Annotated in this window: 19 protein-coding genes and 1 tRNA gene; 13 read left to right on the top strand and 7 right to left on the bottom strand. The window is 58.1% G+C overall.

Going from position 1 to position 15,297, the window contains the following annotated elements:
- Nucleotides 1-46: 46 nt before the first annotated feature.
- From R2855_05800 to R2855_05775, 6 genes are all read left to right on the top strand, one after another.
- Entirely contained in the window at nt 47-799 is a 753-nt protein-coding gene (locus R2855_05800) for a ParA family protein (GenBank protein ID MEZ4530529.1), read from the top strand.
- A 399-nt stretch (nt 800-1,198) separates the two neighbouring features.
- Complete coding sequence (locus R2855_05795) at nt 1,199-1,627, top strand: hypothetical protein (protein ID MEZ4530528.1); 429 nt, start codon at nt 1,199-1,201, stop codon at nt 1,625-1,627.
- Nucleotides 1,628-1,751: 124 nt separating this feature from the next.
- The gene (locus R2855_05790; GenBank protein ID MEZ4530527.1) at nt 1,752-2,114 is read left to right on the top strand and encodes a replication protein; all 363 of its coding nucleotides are present in this window, start codon (nt 1,752-1,754) and stop codon (nt 2,112-2,114) included.
- Between the two features lie 315 nt (nt 2,115-2,429).
- Nucleotides 2,430-2,699 carry a hypothetical protein gene (locus R2855_05785; protein ID MEZ4530526.1) on the top strand — a complete coding sequence of 90 codons (270 nt, stop codon included), beginning with the start codon at nt 2,430-2,432 and terminating at the stop codon, nt 2,697-2,699.
- Nucleotides 2,700-2,764: 65 nt separating this feature from the next.
- Nucleotides 2,765-3,004, top strand: a complete 240-nt coding sequence (locus tag R2855_05780; protein MEZ4530525.1) for a type II toxin-antitoxin system Phd/YefM family antitoxin — start codon at nt 2,765-2,767, stop codon at nt 3,002-3,004.
- A complete protein-coding gene (locus tag R2855_05775) occupies nt 2,998-3,444 on the top strand; it encodes a type II toxin-antitoxin system VapC family toxin (protein ID MEZ4530524.1) in 447 nt (148 codons plus the stop codon). Before R2855_05780 ends, R2855_05775 begins: the two co-directional genes overlap by 7 nt.
- A gap of 114 nt (nt 3,445-3,558) precedes the next feature.
- Here R2855_05775 and R2855_05770 read toward each other — a convergent pair whose 3' ends face one another.
- The 3 genes from R2855_05770 to R2855_05760 form a co-directional block, all read right to left on the bottom strand.
- Nucleotides 3,559-4,362, bottom strand: coding sequence for a replication-relaxation family protein (locus R2855_05770; GenBank protein ID MEZ4530523.1), 804 nt, complete (start codon nt 4,360-4,362; stop codon nt 3,559-3,561).
- A gap of 321 nt (nt 4,363-4,683) precedes the next feature.
- Nucleotides 4,684-5,166: a hypothetical protein gene (locus tag R2855_05765; protein ID MEZ4530522.1), complete on the bottom strand. Its 483-nt coding sequence runs from the start codon at nt 5,164-5,166 to the stop codon at nt 4,684-4,686.
- Nucleotides 5,167-6,086: 920 nt separating this feature from the next.
- Nucleotides 6,087-6,347 carry a hypothetical protein gene (locus R2855_05760; protein ID MEZ4530521.1) on the bottom strand — a complete coding sequence of 87 codons (261 nt, stop codon included), beginning with the start codon at nt 6,345-6,347 and terminating at the stop codon, nt 6,087-6,089.
- Between the two features lie 223 nt (nt 6,348-6,570).
- Here R2855_05760 and R2855_05755 point away from each other — a divergent pair, with 223 nt between their 5' ends.
- Nucleotides 6,571-6,852: a hypothetical protein gene (locus tag R2855_05755; GenBank protein MEZ4530520.1), complete on the top strand. Its 282-nt coding sequence runs from the start codon at nt 6,571-6,573 to the stop codon at nt 6,850-6,852.
- A complete protein-coding gene (locus tag R2855_05750; GenBank protein ID MEZ4530519.1) occupies nt 6,806-8,608 on the top strand; it encodes a copper-translocating P-type ATPase in 1,803 nt (600 codons plus the stop codon). Before R2855_05755 ends, R2855_05750 begins: the two co-directional genes overlap by 47 nt.
- Before the next feature lie 514 nt (nt 8,609-9,122).
- Here R2855_05750 and R2855_05745 read toward each other — a convergent pair.
- Nucleotides 9,123-9,839 carry a DUF305 domain-containing protein gene (locus R2855_05745; GenBank protein ID MEZ4530518.1) on the bottom strand — a complete coding sequence of 239 codons (717 nt, stop codon included), beginning with the start codon at nt 9,837-9,839 and terminating at the stop codon, nt 9,123-9,125.
- 507 nt (nt 9,840-10,346) lie between these two features.
- Complete coding sequence (locus R2855_05740) at nt 10,347-10,685, bottom strand: metal-sensitive transcriptional regulator (protein MEZ4530517.1); 339 nt, start codon at nt 10,683-10,685, stop codon at nt 10,347-10,349.
- Nucleotides 10,686-10,827: 142 nt separating this feature from the next.
- On the opposite strand from R2855_05740, the gene R2855_05735 reads away from it, so the two are divergent.
- The 3 genes from R2855_05735 (at nt 10,828) to R2855_05725 (ending at nt 12,449) form a co-directional block, all read left to right on the top strand.
- The gene (locus tag R2855_05735) at nt 10,828-11,058 is read left to right on the top strand and encodes a heavy-metal-associated domain-containing protein (GenBank protein MEZ4530516.1); all 231 of its coding nucleotides are present in this window, start codon (nt 10,828-10,830) and stop codon (nt 11,056-11,058) included.
- Nucleotides 11,059-11,165: 107 nt separating this feature from the next.
- Nucleotides 11,166-11,756: a copper ion binding protein gene (locus R2855_05730; GenBank protein MEZ4530515.1), complete on the top strand. Its 591-nt coding sequence runs from the start codon at nt 11,166-11,168 to the stop codon at nt 11,754-11,756.
- Nucleotides 11,757-11,972: 216 nt separating this feature from the next.
- On the top strand, nt 11,973-12,449 hold the full coding sequence (locus R2855_05725) for a hypothetical protein (protein ID MEZ4530514.1): 477 nt from the start codon (nt 11,973-11,975) through the stop codon (nt 12,447-12,449).
- A 701-nt stretch (nt 12,450-13,150) separates the two neighbouring features.
- Here the strand turns inward: R2855_05725 and R2855_05720 are convergent.
- Nucleotides 13,151-13,345: a hypothetical protein gene (locus R2855_05720; protein MEZ4530513.1), complete on the bottom strand. Its 195-nt coding sequence runs from the start codon at nt 13,343-13,345 to the stop codon at nt 13,151-13,153.
- On the opposite strand from R2855_05720, the gene R2855_05715 reads away from it, so the two are divergent.
- On the top strand, nt 13,338-13,877 hold the full coding sequence (locus R2855_05715; protein MEZ4530512.1) for a cytochrome P450: 540 nt from the start codon (nt 13,338-13,340) through the stop codon (nt 13,875-13,877). The two genes, R2855_05720 and R2855_05715, sit on opposite strands and share 8 nt — an antisense overlap.
- 128 nt (nt 13,878-14,005) lie before the next feature.
- Nucleotides 14,006-14,078 (top strand) — tRNA-Arg (locus R2855_05710).
- Between the two features lie 399 nt (nt 14,079-14,477).
- Here R2855_05710 and R2855_05705 read toward each other — a convergent pair.
- On the bottom strand, nt 14,478-15,287 hold the full coding sequence (locus R2855_05705) for an alpha/beta fold hydrolase (GenBank protein ID MEZ4530511.1): 810 nt from the start codon (nt 15,285-15,287) through the stop codon (nt 14,478-14,480).
- Nucleotides 15,288-15,297 lie beyond the last annotated feature (10 nt).

Below are 15,297 nucleotides of genomic sequence, written 5' to 3'. Positions count from 1 at the left end.
GTGGCTACCCCGCTCGCGGGCACTACCGTGGCTGACCTGGAGGAAAATGATTCTCGCTGTTGCCTCTCAAAAAGGTGGGACTGGCAAAACCACCACATCCATATCGCTCGCTGCCGGACTTGCCCATCGTGGCAAGCGGACCCTTCTGATCGATACGGACTCCCAAGCCAACTCCTCCAAGGTCGTTTTACCCAACTACCAAGAATTTTCTAAAGATCGAACGCTGTACGCGACGATCATCGATCGCAAACCTTTGGCGATCTCCCCTACGTCGATTCCCAATTTGGACATCGTGCCGTCGCACATTTTGTTGTCTGAGACAGACATCTCACTGACGACCGCCATTGATCACCGTGAAGCTCGCCTCAAAGCGGCGCTGGAGGCGGTCAAAGGCGACTACGACTTCGTGGTGATCGATTGCCCTCCCGCACTGTCCTGGTTGACGCTGAATGCCTTCACGGCCGCTGACAAGGTGTTGGTGGTGGTCTCCCCTGGCTACTTTGAGCTTGACTCGACCGTCCAGATGGGCAAGACCATCGAAGAGGTCAAGATTCACTTCAATCCGGAACTGGAGTTGGCTGGGTTCGTCTTCACCATGAGCGAGCCAACTATCAATACCAAGAACTCTTTGAAATTGCTGCGCCAGACCTATGGCGACTCGGTGCTCAACACGATCATCCCGAAGAACGTCGATCTGCGTGATGCCCACTTCAACCAGCAAGACATCTTCTCCTACAACGCCAGTTCCAAAGGATCTCAGGCGTATGAGCGGCTTATTGGAGAGCTGTTTAGCGTTTAGTTATGGAATCTACTCAGTACCGCGTCAGCGGAGCCTGGACTCTGCTGTCCATCGCCTTTTGGTTTCTCGCCAGCGTGTTCGCCTCCTTCACCGTCGTGGTTCCCCTCATCGGGGTGGTCCTAATCGCCCGATCGATCCTGCTCTACACCAGAACTAGCGTGTTGATCGACGACACCGGCGTCACGCTCAAGCAAGGACTCCTAACGATTCAGGAAAAGCGCTTTCCCTGGCCAACATCCATTCCGTCTCCACCAGTGTTGGCCCGATCGCCTCGCAGTTCGACTACGGCACGATTGCGCTGTCAGTGGGCAACGACAAGAACGAAATCAAGATCAACAACCTCGCTGGTTGCCAGGATCTAAAGGAACAGATCGAGACCAGCCGAAGTAAGGCCACAGCATGAACAAGAAGTACGACCTAACCAAAGTCCAAAACGAGCTGAAGGGTGCCTCTTCATATTTTAAGAGCCCTGTCGAGCAACCTGATGAGGAGCCCACTGCCGAGGTCTCCCCTGCTCCACCGAAGAAAGCGGCTCCTGTGAAGGCGACTCGTGCTCCTCGAACACCAGCACCTCCTACAACAGTCGTTGACGCTGAACCAACAGTCTCTGCACATACGGACGGGCGTTCGTCTGTTCGTCCGGTCGGACGTACGCCCGTACGGTCGGTCAGTCGCTACGCCTTTGAGTTTTACCAAGACCAGATTGCGGAATTGAAAGATCGGTCGCTGCAAGAACGCATCCAAGGTGGGTCCGGCAATATGAGCCAAATGGTGCGGCTGGCGATTGACGAGTATCTTGCCAATCATCCAAGGCCGGAGGATGCATGAGCTTGCGCCTGATCGTTCGGACGAACCTCCGGACGGTCGGGCGTACGGGCGTACGCTCGTTCGGACGGTCAGCTAATCGATCGCACGTACGTCCGTACGGATTTAGTCTCAGGAAGGGGAGCCCATGCCTCGCCTGAAGTCCACCAGCTCCACCTTTCGATTTGCTGGCGTCACTTCACCCAACACCACCCAGGTGCCAGATCAATACCTCGACGAACTGCTGCCGATTCTCTCCGGAGGGGAACTGAAGGTGCTGCTGTATATCACGCGGCGGACGTTCGGCTTCAAGAAGGCCAGTGACAACATCTCGCTGTCTCAGATGTTGAACGGCATTCGCACCCAGGACGGCCGTCAGCTGGACTCCGGCGTTGGTCTGACCAAGAAGACGCTGTTGCAAGCCATCCGCAGTCTTGAAACCCAAAACATCATCGTCACCGAGCGACGTCGTAGTAAAGATCGGGAGACGAACCGACCAGCTACCGGCTGAATATGAGCGGTGCTTCATCAGAGAAATACGTCGATGCGGTACCCGTGGGGGAAAAAGTACGCCAGGGGGTGGGGGAGAAAGTACCCCAGGCCCGTGGGGTAAAAAGTCCCCACACAACATACAGTCAAACAACATACAGATTTCGAATCTTCGAATACTTCGACGAATGAATTCTTAGCAGACGATGACGGCGACCGACAGAAATCCGTCCATCCCAGAAAAACGGAATATCAGCAGGCAACCAGCACGACAGCCAAACCCACTGATTCGCCGCTCAAGGACTTGGTGGCTCGCCGTGCTCCCAAGCGCATTGCCATGACCGAGGATCGCCAAGCCATTGGGTCGGTCATTGAACGGTTTGCGCAAGAGTTGGGGGATCAAGCACCGACGCGGTCATCGGTCTCCCGAGCCATGAATCTGTTCGAGCAGAGCGGAGCTGGTCGCGACGGATTCGTGGATCTGCTGTTTCAAGCACGCGCCTCGACCAAGGAAATGCGCAACTCGGTAAAGAATCGACCACAGAAACCCATGGCCTACTTTTTCTCGGTGGTGGAAGAACGGCTTGGCTTGAAGGAACGTGCGTGAGGGCACGACCGCTCATGATAAAATTACCTAGCTAGATCATCTAGCCATTTTGGAGAATCCACCCCATGAGCTGGCAACTGGCCGAAGCAAAAAACAAACTGAGCGAAGTCATGAATCAGGCGCTGGAGCAGGGTCCCCAACGTATTCGTCGTCGTGGTGACACGGTGGTGATGGTCTCTGAAGCAGACTACGACCGCCTGACTGGTGAACGGCCGTCACTCAAGGATTTCCTTCTTTCTGGTCCCGATCTGACCGATCTGGATCTGGATCGCGACCAGACGCCGATGCGTGAGGTGACGTGGTAAGAGTTCTAATCGATACCTGCGTCCTGTCTGAGATCCAACGACCCAAAGGCAATGCTCAGGTACGCGACTATGTCGCCGCTCTGGATCCGGAACAGATGTTTCTGAGTGTAGTGACAATGGGGGAGCTGGCGAAGGGCATCGCCCAACTGTCAGCCGGATCGCGAAAACGGGAACTCTCCATTTGGCAGACCAAGCTGGAGCAACGCTACGCCGATCACATCTTGTCCATTGATCTGGAAACGGCTCGACTGTGGGGAGAACTGACTGCTCGCGCTCAAAGTGAAGGCATCCAAGTACCTGTCGGTGACGGATTGATTGCGGCCACCGCCCTGCGCCGCGGACTGCATGTCTTGACCCGCAACACCAAACACTTTGCTGTGACTGGTGCCTTGGTCATTGATCCGTGGGTCGAGTCGGACGCATTACCCATAGCATCGTAAGTTCAACGTTTCCAAACCACAATCCATGGCCGCTTTTGCGGGCCGTCAATGCCTCTAGGATTGATTTGGCCGTGTCAGACCTTCCATAGGTCATCCTTACGAAATGCGACGGCGCTAGACGCGATCCAGACGCTTTGGCGGATTAGGACTGCGTTCCAGTCGATCCAACAGCGAGCGGGGAGCGCGATCATAGAGTACTCGCCATATCGGCCGCCACAGCACCTCAGGCTCGAATGCGGTGACTTTCTTTGATTCGGCGTCTCTTCGGATAGGCTCAACTTGATCCTTGGTTGTGTACCAGTAGACACCGGCACCACCAGCATGCTTGGTGGCGGTCAACAAGTGTTCCAGTCGAGCATTGCTCCTCGTGATGGTTAGCACGATGGGCGCACTGAAACCCCGAAAGAAACCGTCATGTGGGTAGTGCTCGCGAAAGTACGTTCCGTAATTGGCGATGGTTTGGGTCCAGCTGCGAGCGCGTTTTCGGCTGCCCACCCGCACCGTTCCGGTATCGATTTCTAAGAAATGACCGAAGTATCTGCCGTGGTAGGCCAAGACGAAGAACGCATCTGGGATCGACACCAGCTTGAGCGATCCTTTGACCTGCATGGCAGTCAGCTGGCGATCGTCCAGCCAGTCATGCACTGCGATGCCATGCAATTCTGCCGCACGATGAATCAGTACGTAGAAATCATTGATAGCCAGCGAATGGTCCACCGTTTGGTGACTGATCGAAATCGTTCGAGGGCGCGTCATATCAGGCGACACCGACCGTTGTCCATTGGCGGTCAGTACATTGACGAAGTGCTGGTACCCGAGTCCGGTGCTTCGACTGGCCATCATTACCAGGCGGCGCTCGATAAATCCCGCTTCCCAGAGGCGTTTGAGTGCGATTCCGGCCGGCTCGATCGGCTCCACCAAAGGTGCGAGATCGACCCTGCCGGTTGAGTCGATTCACGAAGTGCAGATTGGTGAGCTGCCCGTGGGTGGCAAAACGCATGGCGCTGAGCGACTCAAGAATAGGTAACCCTTGATCAATGAGATGTAGGGGGTAGTCTCGGCGTCGAGAAGGATGGAGGCGGTAGCGCGAGTGGGCAGGGGAGTGGTCGCACATAGACTGGTCTGTTGTAGCACGCACCTTGGTGCCCTGCACCAGTCAAGCTGGAGGGACGTTTGGTTGTTGGAGGGAGGAAAACGCGACTCTACAATGGATGAACCGACAGGTAGGGACGACCAATCCTAAACTCTTTGAGCAGGCGTGTGCAGTAAGCGGTCATACACCAGGGCCGCCCATTTTGACTGGTCCGAGCAAGCGTCTACCCGCTGACGCCGGCGGGGGTCGGTGAGGACGATAAAACCAGGTAGGTGCCCCGACTCTTCCTGCTCTTTCAGATTGGCGGCTGTGCCTGTCGGCACAAGGAGGTGATCCACCAGGTCGTAGTTCCAAATTTTGAAACTGACAATCCGTTTGCGCAGCTGCTCATGCTGCTTGTGCCCCACCGGCTTCCAGAGTTTGTCGCCGGTGGCTTTGTGCATTCGGTTGAGCGCTCCATGGACGCGCTTGTAGGCGCGGCGTTTGGCGTGCGGATAAGACCAGTCGCGCTCCGGTTCAAACTTGGCGTATTCAGCGCAGACGGCTTCGAGGCCACCTTGGGCCCACCAGTCGAGAGGATGTTCAACGTTGTAGTTGCCATAGCCGGTCTTGGTGATCATGCCGTTCATGCTAGCACCGGCTTCGCTTGGTCTTGCAAGACGCCTCGGGGTGTCGGGCGTAATCCGCCCGACTAGATCATCAGCTGATATCTCAGACAAACAATCATCGAAGGACCTGCCACAACGGCGCGACACCAGCTGCGACACGCCCTGCGACAGGACTTTTCGTGATATTCCAATTGTGGCCGGAGATTCAACTGAGCATCATCTGGTGCCTCATGAAAGATCACAGATCCTGAGTCTCAATGAGGATCATCCGCGCGGCTGAAGATCATTTCCGAGATTCATCAGAGCATCGTCTGAATCTTTTGGTGATCCTCGTTGATTTGTCATGGGCGGGTGGAGCATCAGCTGACGGGTCAATCACCCGTGATATTTCTTGAGGTCTCCGTAGAGCATCGTTCGACATTCAGACTTCTGAACGACTGTTCATCCCGGCTTGCTTGCAGGGACAAAGCAATCCCTAACCCAGAAGAGGCCTGAAAAACACTGCAATTTTCCGAACGATCAGTACGTGATGTGTGCCGGTTACTCTGTTCCCACCAAGTAAAAAAGTGAGAATTTAAGATGTTCCTTGGGAGATGCTGTTGGAGTTCGATCGCCTCTCGTTCAGTCGTTTCAAGCGGTTGGACGTACGGTGGCTACCCAGCAGTGATGCGCGAAGCCAAAAGCAAAAGAGTTGAAGCCCTCCCCAGGTTCGGCTCAAGCTGCGTAGCTATTACGCAACGACCGGCGCCCCAATCTTCCGACCGGTGGGGAATAGCCGGTATACGACACTCTGGCGAGCAATACTGGACAGTCGGTTGCTCGATAACGACTTGGTCTAACTCAGCGATCATTATCGAAGGTTGAGTCGAGTTGTTTACCCGGTGAGGTATACTGTCGCGACCATGAAACACCAGTATCAACACTCTTCATCTGAAGATGAGTCAATTCCCCAAACGTTTCACATTCTTGGGTTGCACTGCGTCGGCTGCGCTGAGGCGCTCAGGCGGATCTGGCGAACCTGCCGGCGGTGACGTCGGCCCGTTGACTTTCGACGGAATGAAGCGCAAATCGTCTTCGCCACAGTTCAGGGCGATCCGGAAGCTGTTGAGCGCATGATCAGCGCGTTCGGCTGCCAGTGTGAGCATCGAGGAGACGACACCAGCGGACAGCGACGTCTCCAGAGCGCGGCAGGCCTCGCTCATCAGGTCCATGTCAGTCCGATCACCATGGGCACCAAATACGACCGGATGCAGTACGAAGCCCCGCACTCCGCCGCCGCTCACGGGCACGAAGCGTTCGCTCGGGCTGCGACAAAGGAACGCAGCGGCGCAGGATCATGCGGGGCACGGCAGCGCTACGCATGCCAGTGATCGACCGAGCGAAGCCGGAGGGCACGACCATAGCGCCATGATGGCGGATCCGTCCATGGCAGAGGCCATGGAGCGGGACATGCGCAACCGTTTCTTCGTCTCCTTCCTGCTCACCATTCCGATCATTCTGCTGTCCATGCTGGGTGAGACCCTCTTCGGTCTCGAATCGTTTGAACCATTCGGCATCACCCAACTGGTTGATGCTGGCGCTGTCGATTCCGGTGGTCTTCTGGTGTGGCTGGATGTTCATCGGTGGAGCCATCACCTCGTTAAAGCACCGCATGTTGAACATGAGTGTCCTCATCGCCGTAGGCGTCATGGCCGCGTGGGGGTTTAGTGCTGGCTTGACGCTGGCAGGCTACAGCGATCGGGAAGACACCTTCTTTGAAGCGGCCGCCATGCTGGTGACCTTCGTGCTTTTTGGACATTGGTTGGAAATGAAGAGTCGGCGCGGCACGACGGATGCCCTCCGCGCCCTGCTGGATCTGGTGCCGCCCACGGCGAACGTGCTGCGTGACGGCCGTGAAGTCGAGGTCCCCACCGCGGACCTCGTGGTCGGCGATGACATTGTGATTCGTCCCGGAGAAAAGGTGGCCGTCGACGGAGAAGTGCTCCGGGGCGAAACCAGCATCGACGAGTCACTGGTCACGGGAGAGTCAGTGCCAGTGGACAAGCGTCCGGGTGACGCTGTGGTCGGTGGCAGTATCAACCGCTCCGGTACGATCACGGTGCGCGCGACCAAAGTTGGTGCCGACTCGACCCTGGCTCAGATCGTGAATCTGGTGCAGCAAGCGCAGTCGTCCAAGGCGCCTGGACAGCGACTGGCGGACCGGGCAGCCCAGTATCTGGTCATCCTGGCAGTTGGCTCGGGTGTCGCGACTTTCTCAGTCTGGTTTTGGGTCGCTAATGTCTCAGCGCTGGAAGCCCTGACCTTTGCCATTGCCGCAGTCGTCATCGCCTGTCCTGACGCGCTCGGGCTAGCGACCCCGACGGCGGTCGCCGTTGGAACGGGAATTGGCGCTCGGCACAAAGTGTTGATCAAAGACGCCGCTACCCTTGAGCGGATCTCACAGGTCAACGCGATTGTCTTCGACAAAACCGGGACGCTCACCGAGGGAAGACCAAGTCTGACCGACGTACATACGACGGACAACATCACGGAAGACGAGCTTTTACGGTTGGTGGCCGGGGCTGAATACGGTTCCGAGCACCCGCTGGGCCGTGCGATCGTGAACGCCGCGGAAGCGCGGGGACTCGCTCTTCCAGAAGCGCACGACTTTCTGGCCCTTTCCGGTCTTGGCTTGCAAGCCACCGTAGACGATCGACGCATTCTGGTGGGGAATCGTGCGCTCATGACCACTAACAACGTCGAGCTTGGCGAGTTGGAAACAACGGCGGAAACCCTGGCCGCGGCGGGTAAGACCCCTATGTTCGTTGCGCTGGATGGCCGAATTGCTGGGGTGGTGGCAGTGGCGGATACTCAACGCGCCAGTGCAGCAGAAACCATCACGCAATTGCGCGCTCTAGGTATCGAGCCGGTCATGCTCACCGGAGACAACGCTCGCACGGCACAAGCGATTGCGCGGCAACTCGGCATCGAGCGCGTCTTTGCCGACGTGCTGCCAGCGGACAAAGCCACCTACATCGCGCAATTGCAAGGCGAGGGAAAGGTGGTGGCCATGGTGGGTGATGGCGTGAACGACGCGCCGGCCTTAGCGCAAGCTGATGTTGGTATTGCCATCGGCGCTGGCACCGATGTGGCCATCGAAACTGCGCGGGTCGTGCTGATGCGCTCGGATCCGCTAGACATTCTGCGCGCCATTCAGCTGAGCAAGGCAACCGTGCGCAAGATGAAACAGAACCTCGTGTGGGCCAGTGTCTACAATATCCTGGCGATACCGATCGCCGCCGGCGTGCTCTACCCGCGCTACGGTATCGAATTGCGTCCCGAATGGGCGGCGCTCTTGATGAGTGTGTCGTCAATTATCGTGGCTTTGAACGCAGTGTCACTTAAGCGCGTCGAGCGCCAGTTGGCCGATGACAGTGGTTTGTCTACCAACTTCTTGCAACCCCAGCCCGTGGTCGGGAGCTAAAAGCATTCGCGCCTGATGCAACCACTTGCGACCAGCCGTTATGGCCGATCGCAAGTGGCAATGCTTTGAGCCGCTACAAGCGGAGCTGCTTCAGAAACGCCTGGCAGGCCTGTTCACACCGGCGACACGCACGACCACACTGTCGACAGTGGTCCATCCCGTGGCGACCATGAAGCTCGCATTCCTCTGCGCAATGCCCGCAAATAGTGGCACACGCAAGCAAGGAGGCTCGGAGCACCTGCGGGTGGCTTAGGGTGAGACGGGAGATGGTGCGACCGGTTGCCTCGCATTGATCCGCGCAATCGAGTGTCAGCCGAACGGTGGCGACCAGCTCCTTGAGCGCAAATTGCTGCAACGACGTATCGCCACAGGCAGTGCACACCTGCGCACAGATGAGGCAGGCTTGAATGCACCGCAGTCGCGCATCCGTCTCCGGCCCTTCGTCCACGGTCTGGTCGAGGTCTGGCCACGCCAACTTCATGGGTGCACCATCTGAAGTACGAGGCTCCGGCACTTACATCTTCGACGCGGCGACAACGGTCGATCCGGTGAGTTCCAGACGAATCTGCTGCAGCTCCTCGATTTCACGCTGTTGATCCTCGATCACACGCTGTGCGAAGTCGCGAATTTCCGTATGCACTGCCTGTTCGACCACCACTTGCGAGGTCATGATCGCACTCTCGTGATGCGGAATCGTCAGGTCGATGAAGGCGACATCGACATCGAGCGCGGCGCAGATGGCCGCCACTTGGGCCGTGGCATCCATTTCCGACATCATCGCGTCCATGGAATGGCCCATGTCCCCCATCAGCAGCATCATGCTCTGTTCGTCGATTGGCTGCACGTCAGCGCTGCCATACAACTCGAGTCGATAGCCCTGTAGCTCCTCGATCTCGGCCGACTGCGCGTCGATGACGTTCTGGGCCAGGGTGCGGAGCCGTTCGTCCTCCAATCGCGGGAGCGCGGCTTGGGACAGCGCGATGATACTGGCGTGATGCGGGATCATCATATCGATGTAGATCAAGTCGATGTCCTGTGACACCGGTGAGCCCATATCCATATTGGAATGTGCCTGACTGTCGCTTGTTGGAGTGCCGGGGATGTCGCAATTTGCTGGTGTTGCAGCGGCACTCGACTGCGCTGCGTGAGTGGTCATGGTGCCAAGGCTGAAAAAGGTTCCCAGGGCGAGAACCATCATGGCGGCGCACCGCCAGAAGGTGTTGCTGTTCACGGATTGAATTCCTTTCGTATCAAACCAGGTTCATGGGCGTCAGCTGCCGAACACGGCAACGCCCGGTCGTGGTGATCGAAGGAAACTCAAATTTGGTACACCTGAAACAATGCGCGACGGACCTGAGGAGAGCAGGTTGGGGGAGTTCTCGATTCAGATACTTCCAAGGCAATGTAGCGCTCTTGATTGATGAGCACCACGCTATTCGTGTGCGAGCCAGCTGACGGCCATTTCAACGGGGCAACTGCCGGCAAACTCGGAGCGCATCCTTCAGGATGCATAGGAGCAACGGCAAGCAAAAGATCCGCTTTCATGGGTCGATCTGTGGAAACCACTGCAGTCGCGTGGAGTCGGTGCTGCGGCGGATGAACCGGCCCATCGGCCGCCATCAGGACGTCGTGCGCCAACAGCGCCAGCGTCAGGGACAACGCCACCGCGGTAAGAGAAGGAAGCGTGTGCCGTATCAACATGCGTCTACCTTAGCTGCTCCGAACGGGATCAGCCGAATTAGCCATTGGCCTTCACAAACCGCTCGATGGCCGTGGAAAGTTCATCAAGCAGCTCTTGCTGGTCGTGATGCCCATGTCGGCAACTTCCCATCACACATCCGCTGATGTGACTATCGAGGACTGCCAAGCCGACTGATCGGGTAGCAGCCATCACTGCTGACAACTGTGTTAACACATCCACGCAGTAATCGTCTCGTTCGACCATGGCCTGCACGCCGCGCACCTGCCCCTCGATGCGGCGCAACCGCTTGACGATTTTTTCTCGATCTGCCTCGTAATCCGTAGTCCGGGCTGGCTCAGCCGCAGACGCTTCCATCGACGGGATTGCTGATTCCATAACGCGAGCTCCTTCTCGGGAGTTGGCCAAGCCTATGACTTGACCCGTATACCCCCGGGGTGTATCCTATTCGCATTATACCCCCAGGGGGTATCAATCGTCCAATGAAGTCGCTCTTCCAAAGAGCGCGAAGGAGCAGACCATGAGCATGACGAAGTTGACCGTTCCTGATCTCAGTTGTGACCACTGTGAACGCACCGTGACCGAGGCACTTACACCGCTAACCGGCGTCCATCAGGTGACGGTTGACCTGCCTACAAAAACCATCCTGGTGAACTACGACCCGCAGACGGTCTCGATCACCCAGCTCAGGGACGTGCTGGCGGAGGAGTCCTATCCGGTCTCGGCGTTTGAAGAGGCCGGCGGCAACTAACCGCACCTGGCAAGGCACATAGCGCAGGTTCCCGGTGCCCAAGGGCACCGGGAATCGCTTGGTTACCTGATGTCCCCTACTTGAATACAGACGTAAATGGAGGTCCCATGTCGGCTACGACGCTCGATGTGCAATTTGAAATAGAAGGAATGACGTGTGCATCGTGTGTGCGACGGGTGGAAAAGGCGCTTGAGAAGGTTCCCGGTGTCGACCAAGCGACGGTGAACCTCGCCACGGAGCGAGCGAGCGTTCGGTTTGATCCCACGCTGGTGGAGACAGCTCAGCTTGAGGCGGCGGTGGAGAAGGCGGGCTATCAGGCACGACCCGTGGCGCCTCCCCCCGCTCCCGCACCGTCGGCGATTACGAGCAATGGGCACGCTTCTCTAAACGGATCCACGGGCACCATCGAGTTGCCGGTGGAGGGGATGACCTGCGCGTCATGTGTCCGACGGATCGAAAAGGCACTGGAGAAGGTAGACGGCGTTGCACAGGCGAACGTCAACCTGGCGACCGAACAAGCATCGGTTGTATTCGATCCAGCACGGGTTTCACGCGAGGATCTCGAGCGAGCTGTTGAGCGGGCCGGTTACCACGTGGGCCAACTCTCTGTCGCCAAGAGCGTGACAGTTCCAGATATGACAGGTACCCTGCGCAGGACGAGCGCCAAATCCGGCGGGACGCCGAGATTGCCGATCTGAAGCGCAAATCGTTCGTCAGTCTGGCCATCGGTCTGGTGATGATGGGACTGATGTATCTGCCCCTGGATGTCAGTATGGTCACCCTCGCCCCGCTGCTGCTGATCGCTGCAACGATTGTGCAGGTATGGGCCGGAGCCATTTTCTATCAGGCGGCTTGGGCGGCAGGGAAGCACGGTTCCGCGAACATGAATACCCCTCGTCGCTGTCGGGACCAGCGTGGCGTTCGGATACAGCGCCTTTGTCACCCTCTGGCCGCATCTGGCTTTGCGATGGGATCTGCCCTTCGATCTGTACTACGAGTCGGCCGTCATCATCATCGCGCTGATCTTGATGGGTCGCTGGCTGGAAGCGCGCGCCAGCGATCCACTGGTGAAGCGTCGCGCGCTGATGGGCCTGCAGGCCACCACGGCTCGCGTAGTGCGAAACGGGTCGGAAATCGACGTCCCTCTTGAGGCCGTGGTCGTCGGCGATCTCGTACGGGTTCGGCCGGGCGAGAAAATCCCTGTGGACGGAACCATCGTCGAGGGACGCTCGACGCTCGATGAAAGCATGTTGACCGGTGAAAGCCTTCCGGTTGGCAGAGGCCGGGGGACCGGTCATCAGAGCCACGATTGGCACGACCGGGTCATTCGTCTTTCGAGCCACCAAGGTCGGCGAAGATACGACTTTGGCACAGATTGTTCGGCTCGTTGAGGAAGCGCAAGGGTCGAAGGCTCCCATGCAGCGCATGGCTGATACCGTTTCCGGCTATTTCGTTCCCATTGTCTTGGTAGTCTCGCTCCTCACGTTCCTAGGTTGGTACTTCTTGGACCAGCAGCCGACGCCACCACGCTGGCGATTACCTGCTATCGCGGTGCTGGTCATCGCGTGTCCGCTACGCTTTGGGTCTGGCCGCGCCAACTGCCATCATGGTGGGAACCGGCAAGGCTGCCGAGAATGGTGTTCTGATTCGGGGAGGTGAAGCACTGGAGGCGCGAAGCGCATTACCGCGATCGTGTTGATAAGACCGGCACGTTGACCCAGTGGCCGGCCAACAGTGAGCGGTATTTCGCCCGAAGCGCCGTTCACCGAGGACGACATCCTGTGGCAGCAGCGCTGGAGGTTGGCTCAGAACATCCGCTCGGTGAAGCCATTGTCACCGCTGCGCAGAACGGAATGTCGTGCTCGAACCGGCAGAGGACTTCGAGGCTATTCCCGGTCGCGGCATTACCGGCATGGTTGCTGGTCGGTTGGTTGCTGCGGGGAACCTCGGACTGTTGGACCAGCTCGGCATCGATGGGCGCACGATTGCTGAAAAGCGCAGCAGCTTGCGGAACAGGCGCGACTCCGATCTACGTCGTGATCGACGGTAAGATCGCTGGGATCTTGCGGTTGCAGATGCACTTCGCCCCGAATCACCGGAGGCGGTGCAGGAAATGCGCGCGCTGAGGCTCGATGTCTGGATGCTTACTGGCGATCACAAAGGAACGGCTAAGGCCATCGCCGAACAGGCCGGCATTCCGGCAGATCACGTCATCGCCGAGGTACTCCTCGAGCAAAAAGCGGAAATGGTTGAGCAGCTGCAACGGCAGGGGCAGCATCTTGCGCAACTGGATCGCTGGGCATGGAACAGTCGCGGCGGGGCTCGGCATCCTGATCTTTCACCTGGTGACCGACCAACAGCTACAACAACGACTCCGAAACGACCCTGCTTCGATCGCGGCGGCCGTCGACGAGATCTTGCGCGTCGACGATCCACTGGTTGCAAATCGGCGTACCACCAGCGAGGACGTCGAAATAGGTGGCCGACAGATTCCGGAAGGCTCCAAGGTGACGCTCATGTGGATGGCGGCAAACCGCGACGAGCAAGCGTTTCCCGATGCTGAAAGAATTCACCTGGACCGCGATCAGCGGGGCAACTTCGTGTTCGGTTCCGGAATCCACGACTGCATCGGCGCGCCATTGGCTCGGCTCGAGCTACGCGTCGCGCTGGAGGAACTCCTCGCCCGCACATCGGTCATCAAAGGTGTCGCTGGGGATTCCGCGCAACGAGGCGTCTATCCCGGCAACGGGTTTTCCAGGCTCTCGGTCCGCTTGCGCCCGCGCCCGCAGGAACCGGCGACCGGGCCGATGCCTGGCTGAGAATGAATCGTGCGGCGCTTTCTGGGAACCACCACAGCCAGAAGAACGGAGCATGTATCATATGGGGAAGCTGATCGAACTCTGTCGGCCCGGTTTCCGGGACAGTGCTTCGACAGCTTCACGGTTGCGCGCCCGTAGCTCAGTGGATAGAGCGCTTGCCTCCGGAGCAAGAGGCCGCGTGTTCGAGTCACGCCGGGCGTACCGCAGCTAACCATCTGCACTGCACATGTCCAACGCGGCACCACATCGACTTCTCGCGTTCAACTGAAAGTGGCGCTGGCTAGCTTGTATCGATCCGGCTGAGCGCCCAACAGACATCGAAGCGAATCCCGCGAATGACGTCCTGGGAGCATTGCGTTCGCTTCCATCTGCCCTCAACCGCCGAGGTGGCGGTCGGAGATCAGCTTCCAAGCCAACGACAACATGAACCTGTTGGGCAGCAATTCGCTCCCAGCAGGAGACTCGTCCTCAAACACCGGCAGGAAACTGATCGGCGTCCCCACGGAGCTCAGCGGTGCGGCCCTTAATAGTGATCATCTGCAGTAACGTGGAATGAGGAGCCGTTCGAGGCGCAGTCACGTTCCGATAGGGAACTGGAGCCTATTCGATATCGGCAACCAGGATCACGCGCTCACCTTCGAAGTGGCGCTCGGAAAGGAAGTCGCGAATCAACCTCGCAAGCACCTCTGGATGTGAATAGTTGATGGCATGGGCTGCGTCGTCGATGTACTCGACCCGAATCTGCGGATTCGACGCAGTCCCCTCCAGTATTCGCGCCCCATTGACGAGGGGATCCCTTCGCCCGATCACGACCAGCGCAGGCGTGGTCGTTTCCTGAAACCGGTCGACCGTCGGGTAGTGGATCATCCGCCAAAAGAGTCGCCCCGCATTGATCATGCCGAATCGCAGATAGTCAGGGAGCGCGATGCGATACATACGCACTGGCTCGCGCACACTGTCGATCGCGAGTTGTCCGACTCCCTTGAAAATCGGTCGGTTGTTCTGGCCACCGGCAGGCGAAACCAGAACCACCGCTTCGATTCGATCCGGCGCCTCGTTGGCTGTCTCGATCGCCACGATGCATCCCATCGAGTTTCCTACCAGCCACGCACGCTCGATCCCGAGCGCGTCCATGAATCCGATCACCGATTGCGCAAGCTCCGGAATTCCATAAACATGCTCGGGTTTCGGGCTGCGGCCATATCCTGGCAGGTCCGGAACACAAGTTGGAAACTCCGCGGCGAGCAGGTCTGCCGTCGGCAACAGATACGATCCAGAAATGCCGAATCCGTGCAAATGAATAAGGGTCGGCGAACTTTGGTCTTCGGTGGGAACCGACGCCCAGTAATGGATCGGCATGCCCCCAACGATCACCCAGCGCTCACGGAGATTTCGCAGTCTTGATGTCATCCGTGGCTCC

It is taken from the genome of Thermomicrobiales bacterium, from assembly GCA_041390825.1.
In the GTDB taxonomy this organism is placed as follows: domain Bacteria; phylum Chloroflexota; class Chloroflexia; order Thermomicrobiales; family UBA6265; genus JAMLHN01.
Note: the sequence above shows the minus strand (reverse complement) of the source record. Positions and strands in the feature narration are given on the sequence as shown.